The 15651-nt window shown below is 75.9% G+C and carries 12 protein-coding genes; 3 read left to right on the top strand and 9 right to left on the bottom strand.

Annotated features, from left to right (window positions below; all coding sequences use genetic code 11):
- Positions 1-86: 86 nt before the first annotated feature.
- A complete protein-coding gene (locus AB4039_RS18460; protein ID WP_266842249.1) occupies positions 87-287 on the bottom strand; it encodes a hypothetical protein in 201 nt (66 codons plus the stop codon).
- Entirely contained in the window at positions 287-508 is a 222-nt protein-coding gene (locus AB4039_RS18455) for a hypothetical protein (RefSeq protein WP_442271219.1), read from the bottom strand. Before AB4039_RS18455 ends, AB4039_RS18460 begins: the two co-directional genes overlap by 1 nt.
- Before the next feature lie 341 nt (positions 509-849).
- Between AB4039_RS18455 and AB4039_RS18450 the strand changes: the two genes are divergently transcribed.
- From AB4039_RS18450 to AB4039_RS18440, 3 genes are all read left to right on the top strand, one after another.
- On the top strand, positions 850-993 hold the full coding sequence (locus AB4039_RS18450) for a hypothetical protein (RefSeq protein WP_266842246.1): 144 nt from the start codon (positions 850-852) through the stop codon (positions 991-993).
- 156 nt (positions 994-1149) lie between these two features.
- Positions 1150-1878 carry a hypothetical protein gene (locus AB4039_RS18445; protein WP_442271218.1) on the top strand — a complete coding sequence of 243 codons (729 nt, stop codon included), beginning with the start codon at positions 1150-1152 and terminating at the stop codon, positions 1876-1878.
- Positions 1879-1949: 71 nt separating this feature from the next.
- A complete protein-coding gene (locus tag AB4039_RS18440) occupies positions 1950-2324 on the top strand; it encodes a hypothetical protein (protein WP_442271217.1) in 375 nt (124 codons plus the stop codon).
- A gap of 110 nt (positions 2325-2434) precedes the next feature.
- Here AB4039_RS18440 and fxsT read toward each other — a convergent pair whose 3' ends face one another.
- From fxsT to AB4039_RS18405, 7 genes are all read right to left on the bottom strand, one after another.
- The gene (fxsT, locus tag AB4039_RS18435; protein WP_442271216.1) at positions 2435-5437 is read right to left on the bottom strand and encodes an FxSxx-COOH system tetratricopeptide repeat protein; all 3003 of its coding nucleotides are present in this window, start codon (positions 5435-5437) and stop codon (positions 2435-2437) included.
- A gap of 114 nt (positions 5438-5551) precedes the next feature.
- Positions 5552-7258, bottom strand: coding sequence for an aKG-HExxH-type peptide beta-hydroxylase (locus tag AB4039_RS18430; protein ID WP_442271215.1), 1707 nt, complete (start codon positions 7256-7258; stop codon positions 5552-5554).
- Positions 7255-8520 carry an FxsB family cyclophane-forming radical SAM/SPASM peptide maturase gene (locus AB4039_RS18425; protein ID WP_442271214.1) on the bottom strand — a complete coding sequence of 422 codons (1266 nt, stop codon included), beginning with the start codon at positions 8518-8520 and terminating at the stop codon, positions 7255-7257. The genes AB4039_RS18430 and AB4039_RS18425 overlap by 4 nt, the downstream gene beginning before the upstream one ends.
- 121 nt (positions 8521-8641) lie before the next feature.
- Positions 8642-8836, bottom strand: a complete 195-nt coding sequence (fxsA, locus tag AB4039_RS18420; RefSeq protein WP_266842240.1) for an FxSxx-COOH cyclophane-containing RiPP peptide — start codon at positions 8834-8836, stop codon at positions 8642-8644.
- 74 nt (positions 8837-8910) lie between these two features.
- The gene (locus tag AB4039_RS18415) at positions 8911-12309 is read right to left on the bottom strand and encodes an SAV_2336 N-terminal domain-related protein (RefSeq protein WP_442271213.1); all 3399 of its coding nucleotides are present in this window, start codon (positions 12307-12309) and stop codon (positions 8911-8913) included.
- 6 nt (positions 12310-12315) lie between these two features.
- Positions 12316-13329, bottom strand: coding sequence for an AAA family ATPase (locus tag AB4039_RS18410; protein WP_266842238.1), 1014 nt, complete (start codon positions 13327-13329; stop codon positions 12316-12318).
- Between the two features lie 85 nt (positions 13330-13414).
- Positions 13415-15523: a VMAP-C domain-containing protein gene (locus AB4039_RS18405; protein WP_266842237.1), complete on the bottom strand. Its 2109-nt coding sequence runs from the start codon at positions 15521-15523 to the stop codon at positions 13415-13417.
- Between the last annotated feature and the right edge of the window lie 128 nt (positions 15524-15651).

The raw sequence follows: 15651 nt of genomic DNA, 5'->3' as shown, positions 1-15651 counted from the left end.
GCCCCCAAGGGAGCCGGGCCTTCCGGCTGTTGGGCCCCTGCCGGTGGCGTCAATCAGGCTTCAGACATGGAACACGCCGCGCATGGTCAGTCGACCGGCGGCTGGGCAGTGACCGTCTGACGGGCGCGGAGTTCGGGGTGGTGTCGCATGATCAGGACGTTCATGTCGCTGACGCGCGAGCGGTCACGGTCCACGTGGGCCTGGAAGCGGGCCAGGACGTGGGCGGCGCACTCGGCGCAGGTGTCCGGAGGGATCGGCAGCCGCGGGAACAGGTCGGCGGGCTCCACTACACGGCCTCGACGTTGGCCACGGCTGTGGAGATCTCCCGCCCGGACGGCCCCCGGATGTACGCCGGCCCCACCCAGCGCTCACGGGCCGGAGTGCCGGAAACGTCCTCCCGGACCACCGCCACGAGCACACCCTCGACACCGGACGCGATGTCACGCACCCGCTTGCGGAGCAGCTCGTGAGGGAGGTCCTCAAAGGGACGGGGTACTGCTTCACGCATCACGGGGTCTCACGCCCTACCTCTTCTTCGGGTGGTGAGACGAGTGTGGGAGCAGGACAAGGCCCCAGCTATCACGACAAATTGATAGCCGAGGCCCAGGGTTCACAGAACGTTATGCGCCGAGCCAGGAGCCGTACGACAGGAAGGAATCGGGCAGGTCCATGGGCTGGGTTTGGGGCAGGGGCCAGTTGGCAGGAGAGGAGCGCAGGGTGGGGACGGCCCTCAAAGGCATGAGCCGCATACGGTGGCACGAACTGACCCATGCCTATGGATCCGCACGGGACGTGCCGGGCCGACTCTCACGGGTGGCGTGGGGTGACGCCCGAACGAGCCTCGATGCGTTGAGTGACCTGGGCCTGTGGCTCGGCGAGCTGGCGGTCTTCGACGCGACCGTCGCGGCGGTTCCGTTCCTGTGGGAGCTCGCCACGGCCGACTCGCCCCGAAGTCGGCGCCCTCACAGCCGGGCGCCCCGGGGCGGCCGATGATCTTACCGAATCCTGACGCACCGTCTTGGAGCGCCCACAAGTCCCCTGCCGCCTCTAGCGTGTTCGTACATCCCCGAAGGCGACCGGTCGGCGCGAGCCGCACCCGATGCCGGTTCGACTTCGAGGAAGCACGAAATTTCACGAGAAGGCGGAAAAATGACGGTCGAGACGCTTCCCCTCTGCGCTTACCCGGAGTGCACCAACCACCCCGAAGCGCCGACGCCCGGCAACCCCGAGCCCAGGTACTGCGCTCACCCCGACCACAACGCGCTGGGCGCGTTCCGCGCGTTCCGGGCCAGGCGGCAGCAGCGCAAGGACGAGAAGCGCCAGGCGGCCGAGGCCAAGAAGGCGGCCAGGACGGCGTCCGCCGCGGAAGCCGGTCCCGTCGAGGGGACGACGGAGTCCGCGAAGGAAGCCGCCGCGGAAGCCGTGATGCCGGGCGTGGACGGCTCCGGCGCTCGCGCCGACCTCGTGGCGCTCATCTCCCGGCTGTCCGTGGAACTGCCGGGCTACATCGAGGAACTGGCCATCATCACGGACTCGGCCGCCGCCGAGGAGCGCATCCGGACCGTGACCCAGGCAGCGGCACAGCGGACCCTGGACGCCGAACAGCGCACCACGCTGGCGGAGGAGGCCGCGGACCTGGCCATCGCCCAACTGGACGTGGCCAAGCACCGGTTCGAGGAGGAGGCGGACACGATCCGCCAGGAGGCCGCGCAGCAGGTGGCGGACGTGGCGTTCGTACGGGCCGAGCTGGAGCGCTACCGCGAGCGGGTCGCCCAGCTGGAGGAGCGGCTCGACACGGTACGCGAGGAGGCGGACGCGGCGCGCCGGGAGCGCAGCGAGCTCGCACGGCAGGCCGAACAGCACCGGTGCGGGGTCTGACGACCGCCCCCGTACCGCCAGGACAGTCCACTCACATTTCGCAGCATCGAATTACCACAACGGGAGGAAACATGTCTCGAACCGTCAAGCGGAGCACCAGGCTGGCAACGGTCGCCGGGATGGTGGCGGCCGTCAGCGCGGGAATGATCGTGACCGCACCCGCGAGCCAGGCGGCACCGGTCGCGGCCTTCCGCCTCAGCAACTTCTCGGCGACCATCGCGAACATCTGCGTCCACACGGACGTCGCGACGAAGTGCTCGGGAAACACAGCGGCGGGAAAGAGCGAGGTCTACAAGGTGGAGTACAAGGGGCCGCGCAACTGGTACTGCACTTCGACCGCGAAAGGGCTGACCGGCACCGCCAGCACTCCTTACTTCAGCCGGGACGACGTCAAGGAATGCGCGGAGGTCGGCAACATCTTCGGAGCCAGCATCATGCTCAAGTGACCGCCACCGGGGGCTCCGAAGGCTGAGGGTCCCGCCGCCGCCCGGTCCCGTGGCCGGTGCCACGACGAGACCGGGCGGCGGACGCACCGCGGGCGTACCGCGTCCGCCGCCTACGGCTGGGGCTCGAAGTCCCAGTAGGGGCGGGTCTGCTGGCGGGCCGAGACCGTGTGGACGTGCTGGGGGCCCAGGGTGCGGGTGAGGGCCTTGATGCCCGCCTCCTCGTGCTTGGAGGCCTCCGCGTCCTCCCGTACCGAGCGCAGGTCCGCGGCGAGGGCGATCTGGGCGCTGAGCGCCATCGGGTGGTCGGGGCCGAGGATCCGTTCGGCCCCGCGCAGCGTCTCGCGGCTGAGGTCGAGCGCGTCCTCCAGGCGGCCGGTGATGTTGCGGTGCCCGGTGGTGTTCAGGGCGCAGCCCAGGGTCCAGGGGTGGTGGTCGCCGAGCGCGCCCCGCATGCCGACCAGGGCCTGTTCGGCGAGGTTGAGGGCCTCCGTGCGGTCGCCCTGGGCACGCAGTACGAGGGCGAGGTTGCCGACGGTGCCGATGCTGTACGGGTGGGCGAGGCCGAGCTGGGACTGGTAGCCGCGCACGACCTCCTCGGAGATCCGGCGGGCCTCCTCGATGTCCCCGTACTCGCGCAGGTAGGTGGCGTAGTCGGAGGCGACCATCAGCGTCCAGGGGAACTCGGCCCCGAACACCCGGGTGGAGCGTTCCAGGACGCCGCGCAGCCGGGCGCCGGCGCCGGGGATGTCACCGGAGCGGCGCAGGCACATGCCGAGGTTGTGCTCGGCGCGCAGGGTCTGCGGGTGGTTGACGCCGAGGACCTGGGTGTTGAGCTTGAGGCCCTGTTCCTGGCGGGCGAGGGCCTCGCGGTAGCGGCCCATCAGGCGCAGGCCCATCGCGCAGCCGATGCCGGAGGAGAGGGTGGCGATGTGGCGGACCCGCAGGACCCGTTCGCGGCGGCGCAGGGTGTCCAGGTCGGTGTCGTAGGCCTCCTGGTAGCGGCCGAGCAGGCGCAGGACGACGGCGACGTTGTTCTGGGCGTTGAGGGTGGTGGAGTCGTCCTCGCCGAGGAGTTCGCGGTAGGTGGTGAAGGCGTGTTCCAGCAGGGTCCGGGCCTGGTCGAACTTGGCGGCGCTGAGCAGGACCCCGGCGTAGGTGCTGGTGGCGCGCAGGGTCTCCAGGTCGCGGTCGCCGCGTTCGGCGACGAGCCGGTCGGCGACCGAGCGGGCGAGGGTCTCGGCCTGCCGGAAGCGGCCGAGCATGCGCAGGGCGCCGCCGTAGTGGTAGCTGAGTTCGCGGACCTGGTCGTGGTCGTCGCCGAGCATGGCCCGCCAGACGCCGTCGGTCTGCTCCGACAGGCGCAGGCAGGTGCGGTACTCGCCGGCCAGGATCAGGTAGCGCAGACAGTGCAGCAGGAAGGTCTGGATGCGGGGATTGCTGCTGGTCAGAACGCCGGCGGAGTCGAGGTGCGGGATGAGTTCGGCGTAGCGGGGCCAGAGCCGGGAGTCGGTGGGGCGGCCGGGGTCGGCGGCGGCGAGGACCTGGCGGACGGCGCGGGAGAGCTGGTCGGCCTCGTCCTCGGCGAGGTTCTCGCGGACGATGTTGTGGACCATGCGGTGCAGTTGCACGGTCTCCAGGCCACCGCCCTCTTCCACGGAGAGGTCGGAGTACTCCAGGCGGACGACGGAGAACTGGACGAGCTTGTTGAGGGCCGCGTTCCAGCGGATCTGGTCGTTGATCAGGCCGGCGAGGTGTTCGGGCACGTCGTCGGCGGGGAACTCGCGCAGGAGCCGCAGCGGGACCCTGCCGGGGGCGAAGAAGACGAACAGCCGCAGGAGGGCGAGGGCGTCGGGGAAGTTCTCCCGGACGTTGTTGAGGAGTATGGCCAGCGCGGTCGGGAAGGGCAGCGGGTAGTCGTCGGAGAGGGTGACGGCCTCGTGGGAGTCGAGCCTGCGCTGGAGGAGGTTCAGGTACTCACCCACGCCGATCGGCGAGTCGGCGAGCCAGCCGGCGGTCTGGTCGAGGGCGAGGGGGTAGTCCTCCAGCGCCTCGGCGAGCTGGTCGGCCTCCTCGCCGGTGAGGCGGCGGGCCCGGCGGCGGATGAAGGTGATGGACTCGGGGCGGGCGTAGAGGGGGACTTCGACGAGGCTGGTGTGGCGGGCGGCCCATTCGCGGTTGCGCGAGGTGATGATCACGTCGCCGGCGCCGGAAGGCAGCAGGTCGGTGAGGTCGTCGGGGTTGTCGCAACCGTCGAAGACCAGCAGCCAGCGGTGGAAGGGCGCCCCGCGCCGCAGCGCCTCCAGGACGGCCCGGATCTGCTCGCCGTAGCTGCCGGCTCCGCGCGGCAGGCCGAGGGCGGGGGCCAGGTCGGCGAGGCGTTCGCGCAGGGTGGGGCGGTCCTCGGCGGGCACCCACCAGACGACGTCGTACTCGGAGGCGAAGCGGTAGGCGTACTCGGTGGCGACCTGGGTCTTGCCCACGCCGGACAGCCCGAGCAGGGTCACGGTGGACGCGCCGGGCGGGGCCTCGGTGAGGGCTTCGCGGAGCCTGCCGATGACGTCGTTGCGGCCGGTGAAGCGCGGGTTGCGGCGCGGGACCCGGCCCCAGATCTCGGGCGGGTCGTTGGGGAAGCGGGGCCCGCGCCGGCCGCTCTCGGTGCCGATCCGGTCGGTGGGCAGCTCCAGGCGGCGCAGCACCCGGTACTCGGCCTCGTAGGAGTCCAGGCCCCACAGGTCGGTCTTCTCCAGGGCGGCCACGGCGCTGGGCAGCGGGGCGTCGGTGAGACAGACGGCGGCGAACCGGCCCGGGTGGGCCTCGGTGACGGTGCGCAGGGCGGTGTTCCACTCCTCGTCGGTGTGGGTGCCGGCGGAGAAGTAGCGCTCGCTGAGGACGAGGAGGACCCTGCCTCCCGCCCGGGGGAGGTCGTCCAGGGCCTCGGTGAGGCCGGGGCTGGTCTGGGGGTCCCAGCGCTGGAGCGCGACGCGGTGGCCGTGCTCCTCCAGGCGGTGGGCGATCCAGACCGCCCAGGGGCGGTTGAAGCCCGCGAAGCTGATGACGAAGCGCTGCGGCTGGGCGGCTCCGTCGCGGTCGAGTCGCGTACCGGTACCGGTCATGCGGCCGTCTCCCTGGGGTCCGGGCGGTGGACGGGACGTGAGGCGGTGCGGGGGGGCGGTGCGGGGGTGTTGCGGGGGCGGTGCGGGCTTGAAAGGTACCGCAGCCGGGGGCCCTCAGACCTGTACGAATGCCGCGAGTTCGGGGTGGTCCTCGCACCAGGCGCGTCGCTCGCCCTCCAGCGCGCGCCGGGCGGTCGCGTGCTGGTCGCCGGGGGGCGGCAGTTCGTCCATGGTCCGCTCGGCGGCCGCCATTCCGTCGACGAACTCCCGCCCGGTGAGCGTGAGTTGCGGCTGCGCCCGCAGTACGGGGAGGACGGCGGCGACCTGTGCGCGCACCCGGGCGTGCTGGGCCCAGGCGCCCCGGGCCCCGTACAGCGCGGCCCGCTGCCAGTACCCGGCCAGCGCCAGGTGGGCGTACGCCCCGTGCAGCAGCCCCTCCAGCGGCCGCGGGTCGCTGCGCCAGGGGGCCCAGAACCGGGGCGTGCGGTCGGCGGTGTGCAGGGTGAGGATGTCGGCGAGGGCGGCCAGCTTGCCGTGCTGCACCTCGTGGACCAGGGTCGCCGCCAGCGCGGGCGGGGCCTGGGCGCGGGCCAGGACGGAACCGGCGGCCGCGGGCAGGGTGGCACCGCTGGAACGGGTGCCGCCGGCGAGGGGGACCACGGAGCGCAGCAGCCGGCCGATCTCGTCCGCGCGGGTGGAGTCGTAGCGCTCCAGCAGGGTGAGGGCGCCGGACCACTGGGTGTCCCAGCGCTTGTGGCCCTTGGGGGTGAGCCGTCGGGCCGGGCGTACGGGTGCCGGGTGCGCGGCGGACGGGGCGCGGTAGGGGTCGAGGTCGTCGAGGGCGGTCCGGCCGCCGGGCAGGGCGTGCAGCGGGAGGGTGGCGCAGGAGTCCCAGGAGCGTTCGGTGAGGGCGAGCGGGCCGGGCCGGTCGGGGCGCAGCAGCCCGAGGGTGGGCAGTGCGAGCCGGCCGCCGACGGGCCGCAGGGTGGCCTTGAAGCCGATCCCGGCGCGCAGCGCGGCGGCGACGGCGAGCGCCCCGAGGTGGGCGAGGTCGGGCGGGGGTCCCTGGGGCGCGTGCAGGCGGCGCAGGGTCTCCTCGGCCCAGACGCCGGTGGCGGGGTAGTGCAAGACGTCGCGCACGGCTTCGGGGTCCTGCCGTTCGGCCTCCTCCAGGAGCGCCCAGCGCTCGGCGGCCTCGGCGCCGGGCGCGGCGTCGAGGACGGCGCGCAGCAGCAGGAGCCGCTTGGAGCGGCGCACGTCGCGCACCAGGCGGGTGCCTTCTGCCGAGGGCTCGGTGGAGGCGAGGGCGCGCAGCGTGTGGGAGCTGACGGTGAAGTGCGCGAGCTCGCCGCCCGGCCCCGCGCCGCCTCCGCCGGTCCCCGGGGCCATGCCCTGGTCCCGCCGCTCCTCCCGGGCCTGGTCCTGTTCCCGGGCCTGGGCCCGACCCCCGAGGCCGCCCTGAACCCGGCCCCGTTCCCGGCCGTGGCCCCCCGCCTGTACGGGCACCTGCCCCCGGGACGGCTCCCGGCCGGGCGGATCCTGGGCGCGGCCGGGCACCCGGGGCGGGGCCTGGGCACCTGCGGGGGCCCGGGCGGGCGTCTGCTCCCGGGGCACGACCCGCTCCGGGGCCTGGGCCCGGTCCGAGGCCTGGGCCCGGCCCGAGGTCGGGGTCCGCTCCGGGGCCGGGGCCTGCTCCGGGGTCGGGGTCCGGTCCCCGGGGAGGGTGCCGTTCGGAGGGGTCCGGGACGCCGTTCGGGCCCGGGAACGGGCGTCGGTACCAGTACCGGTTTCGGTTTCGGCTGCTTCCGTGTGGTGGGTCATGAGGCGGCCCGTCCCGTCGTCGCGGCCAGGTGCAGGGCCCCGGCGATGTGCCGGATGACGGCCTGGAGGTCGGCGCAGTACACGGACGGCTGGCGGAAGCCCTCCCCCGCACGGTAGCGGTGCGGGTAGTGGCCGCCTCCGCACACCTCGACGAGTTCGCAGGAGCGGCAGCCGGGTGCGAGGGCCTCCCGGCCCAACTGGCGGGCGGCGAAGCCGGGGTGTTCGAGCAGCTGGTCGAAGCTGTGGGTGTCGACGGTCATACCGGTCGCGGCGGCCCCTTCGTACGCGGACTTCAGCGAGTCGGCCTGCTCGATGGCGCCGTCGGTCTCGACGACGGCGGTGGCGGCCGGGGCCAGGCCGAGCGTCTCGGTGGCGGTGGGCAGGCCCAGCAGCAGCGCGATGACCTCCTCGAAGATCCGGATCCGGGTCCGCCGCACCCCGTCGTTCCACCAGCGGTCGAAGACGGCCAGCAGCCAGTCGGCGTACGGGGTCCCGGGCCCGGGACGGCCCGGTGGCGGGGTGCTCCAGTTGGCCAGCGGCAGCAGCAGGCCGATGGCGGGTGGCGCGAAGTCGAGCAGGGACTCGTACGTCTCCACCGGGTCCTGCGCCAGGTCCACCACGCACAGCACCCCGGCATAGCCCTCGGGGTGCCGCGCGAGCAGCCGCAGCCCGCGCGCGGCGGCGCCGAAGCCGGGCCGCCCCCCGTGGTCCACGCGGCGGGTGTTGTGCGCGGGCAGTCCGCCGTCGAGGCTGACGCCGACCCGGATCCCGGCGGCGGCCAGGGCGGCGATCCGGCCCCGGGTCAGGAGGGTGCCGTTGGTCTGCACGCTCGCGGTGACGCGGGTGCGGGGCGCGTGCCGGGCGACGGCCGCACGTACCGCGTCGACGGGCGCGGCGAGGGCGGCGGGCGCCGCCAGGAGGGGCTCTCCGCCGTGCAGGACGAGGTCGACGCGGGGCAGGTCGTGGGCGGCGGCGTGCTCGGCGATCCGTTCGGCGGCGCGCAGGGCGGTGGCCCGGGTCATGACGGCGGGGCGGGTGCGCCAGCTCTGGTCGGCCATCTCGTAGACGTAGCAGTAGGTGCACGCGAGGTTGCAGCGGCTGTGGGTCTTGAGGACGAACTGCCGGACCGGCTGCGGACGGTGGCCGGCGGCGCGCAGGGCCGGCACGTCGAGGCGGGCGTACGGCCACGGGGCGTGGCGCGCGTGCCGGTCGAGGGCCCGGTGCGCGGGCAGCACGGGACCGCTCGTGATCGCTTGGCTCATCCGTCGGCACCTCCCTCCCCCAGCCAATGCCGGGGGGACCCCCAGGACGGTCCATCCCTGCCCCTCGGACGGGCCCGGCTAACGGCGGAAAGTGGTCAACCCGCGTCGGTGTGACGCCCGGTCAGGCGACGCCGGAGTCGAAGGCGTTGAGGATCTCGGCGGGGTGGGTGACCCGCTCGACCATGCTTTCGATGACCTCGGCGAGCACGGGATGGTCGATCCCGCGCAGTGCGGCCAGGTCGAGCCCGGAGAGGTCCGGGAGCCGCCCGGGACACGGGCGGGTCGGTGCTGCCGCTTCCTGACGTCCGGTCACCATGGGCTGCCCGTCCCCCTGTCGTCCCGCTCTTCCGGTCCAGTGCCTCTTCCCGCCGCCCGGCGGGGGGAAACGGTTCAGAGGCCCTCCTCCAGGGCGCGGATCCGCGCCGTGAGCGCCTCGGCGGACCACGGCGCACTGGCCGGTGCGTCCCCTGCCGCTCCGGCCGCCGCCGCTCCGGCCGCCGCCTCGCACTCCACCGTTTGTGCTTCGGGCGCCTCGGCCCGCGACGGGTCGAGGCGCCGGCGCAGCTCCAGGGCGGCCCGGTAGGCGTCGAGTGCGGCCCGCGGGCGGGCGAGGCGTTCCAGTACCTCGCCGCGCAGCTCCTGGACGCGGGCCGCCAGCCGGAGCGCGGCGTCCTGCCGCTCCTCCTGGTCGGCCTCCAGTGCGGCGCGCCAGGCCTGGCGGTAGGAGTCCGCGGCCCGGTCGAGGCGGTCGACGGTGCGGGTGTGGGCGTGGATCTCCTGCTGGACGTCGCCGTGGTCGCGCCAGGCGCGGGCCCGTTCCAGGGGGCGGTGGCTCTGCCGGACGGCGAGTTCCAGCAGGTACTCCGCTTCCCGGAGGTCGACCAGGTCCCCCTCGTAGGCGTGCCGCAGCCGCAGGCCGGTGGCCAGTCGCCGCAGCCGGGAGGCGGCTCCCGGGTCGGACTGGGGCACCGCCGAGCGGCTCTCGCGCAGCACCCGTACGGCGGTGGAGGCGAAGCGGCGCCCGTCTGCGGCGCGCGTCCGGTCCAGGAGTACGTCGCCCCACTCGGGCAGCAGCTCCGCGAAGGCGTCCCCGTCCCGGGGGATCAGCCGGCGGGCGCGCCCGTACGCCTCCGAGGCCTCCTCCAGGGCCGCCGGATCCGCGTCACGGGCGTACCGGGCCCGGTGCACCCGGGCCAGGCACAGCAGGGCGGCGAGCCGCGCGTCGGGCTCGGCGGCGGCCTCGCCCAGGGCGCGGGCCAGCTGCCCGGCCGCCTCCTCCAGCCGGGCGGGCAGGTACCGCAGGGCCTCGGCCAGCTCCACCCGGACGGGGGCGGTGCGCGCGACGGGGGTCCCGGCCGGGGGTCCTTCCCCGGCGGCGGGGGCCCGGGCGGTGCCGGTGGCGGTGTCCGGGACGGTGGCGGTGGCGGCGGCTGCGGCTGCGGCTGCGGCTGCGGCTGCGGCCTGCTCGGCGACGAGCGCGGTGAGGCCCCGTGACAGGTGTACGGCGGCCTGCTCGGCCAGGGCGGCCCGCTCGGTGGGGTCCGGGGTGCGGGGCAGCAGGGCCAGCAGGACGCGCCCGAGGGCCAGGGCGGGCTGCGGCCCCGTGCCGGGGGCGGTGTCCGGGCCGGTGAGGGCCTCCAGCGCGGACCGGGCCTCGTGCAGCGGGCCCGGGTCGTCACGCAGCGCGCCCAGCCGGATCAGGGTCTGCGCCCGCCGCACGGCGCAGTCGCGCCGCAGGGCGGGGCCGGCGGCGGCGCCCGCCGCGGCGAACTCCCGGTCCGCGGCGGCCAGCAGCTCCGGGTCGGGCCCGGCCGCCAGGGCCCGCTCGTACAGCACCCGTCCCCGGGCCGCCCGGGCGGGCGGGGAGCCCAGCCCGGTCACCGCCCGCTCGGCCTCGTCGAGCAGTTCGGGGTCCCGCTGGACGGCCCACAGCCGCAGCAGTGCCCCCGCCAGCTCGGTCTCCGCCTCCTCCGGCGGGTCCTGGGGCCCGGCCGGGGCCGCCACGGCCCGCCGCAGCAGGGCGGCGGCCTCGTACAGGGCCCGGGCGTCGCCGTCCGCGAGGCGGTCCCGGGCGGCCCGGAGCCCGGGGGCCCGGCCCGCGGGGGCGGGTGGGGCGGGCTCGGGCGGGGGGGCGTCCGGGTCGTCTTCGGGGGGACCGGGCAGGTAGCGGCGTACGACCTTGGCCGAGACGTGCGCGAAGGCCTGCGGGAGCCGCCCGGCGGGCACCCGGCCGGGGTCGTCCGCGGGGCCGTCCGGCGGGACGCCGGTGAGCTGGGAGACGGCGAGCGCGGGGAAGTCGCGCACGCCGCGGCCGAAGTGCGCCCGTACGTACTCGGAGCAGTGCTTGAGCACCAGGGCGGCCTCGTCGCGTCCCAGCGGCCCCAGCAGCACGTCCTGCACCCCGGGGACGAACTCGTACCAGTTCCCCGGGGCTTCGCCGCTGCGCCGCAGCAGCCCGCCGAGCAGCACCTCGGCCAGGTCGGAGGGTTCCGAGTCCGGCAGCATCGTGCGCTGGACCAGACGCATCACGGGCAGCGTCAACGGCGCCGCCGCCAGGTACACGGCGAGCTGTACGGCACCGGGCGCGGCGGAGGCGCGGAAGCGGCGGACCAGTTCGCGGGGCGGCCGGGCGGTGCGGGGCAGCGGGACGGGGGCGGCGGGGTGCCGGGCGAGGACCCGGCCGACCTCGGCGGGCACCGGGCCCGTGCCGAGTCCGGCGACGAGCCGGGCCCAGGCGCCGAGGGCGGCGGCGTGCGGCGGCAGCACGGGCACGGTGAGGCCGCCCGTGGGCTGTCCGGGCCGCGGCGGCCGGTCCGGGCGGAACCTCAGCCCCAGCCCGCCGCCGACGGCTCCGCCACCGCCCTCGGCGTGCTCCAGCACCCCGCGCTCGGTCGGCAGCCAGCTGCGGTTCCACAGCCGCTGCGGCAGGGGCTGCACGATCACGCAGGGCGTGCACTCCGCCCAGCGGTGGAGCAGCCGCTGGGCCTCGCCCTCCCGCCACACCGGGCCGGCGCAGTCGGAGACGACCATGGTCAGTGCCCGCCCGGTGGGGTCGCGCAGCTGGTCGCCCGAGCGCAGGGCGGCGGCGGGCGAGGGGCCGCGCCCGACGGCGGCCGTACCGTCCGAGAGCCGGTGCAGGTAGTGCGCCTGGACGTCCCGGAAGGCGCCCAGCCGCTCGCAGACCGACCGGAGTTCCTCGAACATCTCCTGCCAGACCGCCATGGAGGGGGAGGCGTCCATCACCAGCCGGACGGTCGCCTCGCGCCGGGTCTCCGGCCGGAGCACCGGGATGACCAGGCCCGGGGCGCGGGCGCTGGCCTCGGCGGTGGCGGCCTCGTCGAGGACCGTACGGACGGGCAGGCCGGGGGGCCGGTGGCGCTGGAGGGCGCGCAGGGCCCGCTGGATGTCGAGGATGCGGGGCAGCGCGGCGGCGCCGGGCACCCGGACCGGCACCCCGCCCCCGAGCGGGATCTCCGCATCCGGACCGCCCTCGGCGCCGTGCCGCGTCCCGGCGGCGTAGAGCCTGACCGGGTCCTCGGCCTCCGGTTCCTCCCGGCGCGGTGGCGCGGGCGGCGGCTCCCCCGGGTCCTCCCGTCCCCGCCCGTCCGGATCCGCCCGGACCGGATCCGGCCGGGCGTGGACGGGCCGGGCACGGGTGCGGGTACGCCCGGCCAGCCAGAGGGCGTCGGCCAGTTCCCCGGCGGACGGATCGAGCCCGGCGGCCCGCAGCAGGCCGGCCAGGGCACGGATGTCGGGCTCCACGGGCCCCTGGTCAGCGGAGGCGGCCACGGGCCCTCACCTCGGACGGTCGAGGCGCTGGATGAGCAGGTCCGCGAGGTCCTCCCGGGTGGGCGGGGCGGCGTAGTGCGTCAGGTAGATGGCGTTGAGCAGCTGGTCGGCGGCGACGAGCTCGGAGCGCGAGCGGCTGAGGAACTCCCGGATCAGGTCGGCGCCCAGCCGGGCGGCGTCCTCCCCCAGGTGCGCCCGGACCATGGTGGCCAGCCGCTTCTCCCCCGGCTGCCCCAGCTTGAGCTGGATGCACCGGCGCAGCAGCGCCGCCGGGAAGTCCCGTTCGCCGTTGCTGGTCAGGATGATGAACGGGAAGGCCCGGCAGCGCACCCGCCCGTCCCGGACGGTCACCCTCGCCCCGTCGTCGGTGAGCACCCGCACCTCCGGCTCGGAGTCGGCGACCCGTTCCAGTTCCGGCAGGGTGAACTCGCCTTCCTCCAGGACGTTCAGGAGGTCGTTCGGCAGGTCGATGTCGCTCTTGTCGAGCTCGTCGATCAGCAGGACGCGCGGCCGCTCGGTGGGCAGCAGCGCCGTGCCCAGCGGCCCCAGCCTGATGTACTTCCCGATCCCCCCGGCCCCGGCCCCGCCGCCGCCCCCGCCGGCGGCGATCTGCACGTCCTGGAGCCGGGCCAGCGCGTCGTAGCGGTAGAGCCCCTCCTGGAGCACGGTCCGCGACACCACGGGCCAGCGCAGCACCCGGCCGAGCCCCAGCTCGTGGGCGACGGCGTGCGCGAGGGTGGACTTCCCGGTGCCGGGGTAGCCGGTGACCAGCAGCGGCCTGCGCAGGTAGAGCGCCGCGTTGACGGCCTCCAGCTCCTCCGGCTCGGGCCGGTGCAGTTCGGCGGCCTGCCGGTGGGCGCCGAGGCGGCGCGCCACGTTGTCGTCGGCGGTGGCGGCCGCCCCGCCGGGCGGTTCGACGGGGCCGCCGTCGAAGTCCCGCCACGGCGGCGGATCGGGCAGCGCCCCGATCCCGTCGTGGGGTTCGCCCACGCCCCGGTAGATGAGCCATTCGTCGTTCACGGCCGTCCCCTCCCACGCAACGCGACTCGCCCGCACCGGCTCCCGCTCCGCCGGTGCCCCTCCCGCCGGCCGGCGGCCCGCCGGTTCACAGATCCCCCTGCAACGGCTCGTCCTCGGGCAGGGCCCGCGCCGGGTCCTCCCACACGAGGGCCAGCCCGGCCGCCCAGTAGGCGTCGGGATCCGCCCCGTACGCCCGCCCGCGCAGCGCCTGGACGCGCAGCGGCAGCACCGCGCCCCGGCCCGCCTCGGCCAGTTCCTCCCGGACTCCCCGGTGGTAGGGCGCGCAGGACGCCCCGGGGTCGGCCGGGGGCCGCCGGCACACCACCACCCCGTAGCCCGCGTCCCGCAGCACGTGCAGCGCGCCCAGGGTCGGTTCGGCGCCCGGTGCCCGGCAGAGCACCGGCACGGTGTTGTCGGCCAGCGCCGCCGGCCACTCCGGCGAGGGGCTGCGGGGCCGCCCCCGCACGCAGTCGGCGCGCTGGTCCAGGAGCGGGCCGGCCTGCACGCGGGCCCAGCGCGGGCCGGCCGCCTCCCCGGCCTGTCCCGGCGGGAGGCGGAACACCACCGGCCGCTGCACGCCGACCGGCACCCCGCCGGACACCGTCCAGGTGTCCACGGCGAGCCCGAACAGGCCGGGCGCCACGGCCACTTCGAGGAGCGCGGCCGACTCGTGCGTGTCGCACCGGCGGAAGCCCTCGGCGAGCGGGGCCCGCAGTGCCTCCGGCAGCGCGGCGAGGGTCTCCCGTACGCCCGCGTCCACCGGGGTGACCCGGCCGGGGCGGGCCGGTCCGGCGAGCACCGAGACCCGCCAGTCGTAGACGTCCTCCCAGCCGTGCGCCCACACCTCCAGCAGCACCGAGGGCCCGGCGGGCAGTGCCCGGTCCCGGCGGACCGGTCCGTGCGCGGCCCGGCCCACGGCGGCGCGCCGGCGCCGCTCCCGCTCGGCGAGGCCGCGCTCGTGCCGCTCGGCGAGTTCGCGCCGCAGCGGACGCCACAGCCGTTCCGCGGTGGCGCGGACCCAGTCCCACAGTTCCTCGTCGGCCCCCGGCGCCGGGGGCTCGCGGTGGTCGGCCACGCTCACGTCGGTGGCGTACCGGAGGACCGCGGCGGCCTCCCCGCCCGCGCCCGGCGGGTCGTGGAGCAGCCCGAGCCCGTCGCGCCAGCTGAGCGGGGCCGGCAGGGCGGTGTCGGGCTCCTCGCCCCGGGCCTGCTCGGCCAGCTCGCGTACGGCCTCCGAGGAGCCGGGCGGCGGCAGTTCGGCGAGCAGCCCGCACAGGGTGGTGCGTTCGCCGGGGGTGAGCCGCCGGCGCCCGCCGTACGGGTCCCCGTCCGCGGCGGCGAGCTCGTCGTGCACGTCGGTCCAGGTCCGGCGGCTGTCGAGGTCGCTGACGTGGCGGTCGTAGTGGTAGAGGTCGTGGGCCTGCATGACCCTGCGGTACAGGCCGGTCTGTCCGGTCGCGGCCATCGGCAGGGTCCGCAGCCGGTCCACGGACACGGCCAGCCCGCCCCCGCCGCCGTGCCGCCGGGCCTTGACCACGCCGATGACCTCTCCGCGCGCCAGGTCCACCACGGGCCCGCCGGACATGCCGGCCTCGATCTCGTCCTCGTCGCCGAGGCGGATCGCGGCGCCGCCCGCGGCGGTGCCCCGCAGCCGGGTGGTGCGGCCGGTGATCTCGCGGATGCCGAGTTCCTCGGTGCAGCCGAAGTACGCGGCCTCCTCCAGCCGGGGTCCGGCCCGGTCGGTCAGCCACACGCAGGCGTGGGAGATCGGCGAGAGCACCCGGACGAGCGCCAGGTCGGGCAGGTCCCACAGGGCGCGCCGGCCGGGCCGCCGTTCCTCCAGCCGTTCGGGCAGGACGCACTCCACGCGCCCGGTGACCGTCCCGATGCCCGCGTCGGCCCACGGGCCCGGCGGGCCGGAGCCCGATCCCGGACCCGGTCCGGAGGAGAAGCTGATGCCGACCTCACGCCCCGCCAGACGCACCGCAGCACCCCCTTCGCCGACCACGTGCGCGCACGTCAGGACCCAGCCGGGGGCGATGAAGAAGCCGCTCCCCCACGTGGGTCCGGTCCAGTCGTTGCCGGGGTTCTCATACCCGCCCGGGGGCGCGTGGACGCGTACCGTGGCGGCCCGGACCAAGGGCTCCAGGAGCTCGAAGGCGCGTGCGGGGCCGGCCGTGCGCCCATCAGGCATCCCGTGACCCCCGTCCCCCGCTCGCCCCACCGGGACGTCCACGCTAGCGCCGCCGGCGGGACGAGCGGGAGGTGTCGCCGGGACCCGGCTTATCCTGGCGGGAAACACCCCCATCACCACACGCACGG

This window comes from Streptomyces sp. M-16 (assembly GCF_052114405.1).
Taxonomy (GTDB): Bacteria; Actinomycetota; Actinomycetes; order Streptomycetales; family Streptomycetaceae; genus Streptomyces.
The sequence above is the reverse complement of the archived record's forward strand: the minus strand, read 5'-3'. Positions and strand labels throughout refer to the sequence as shown.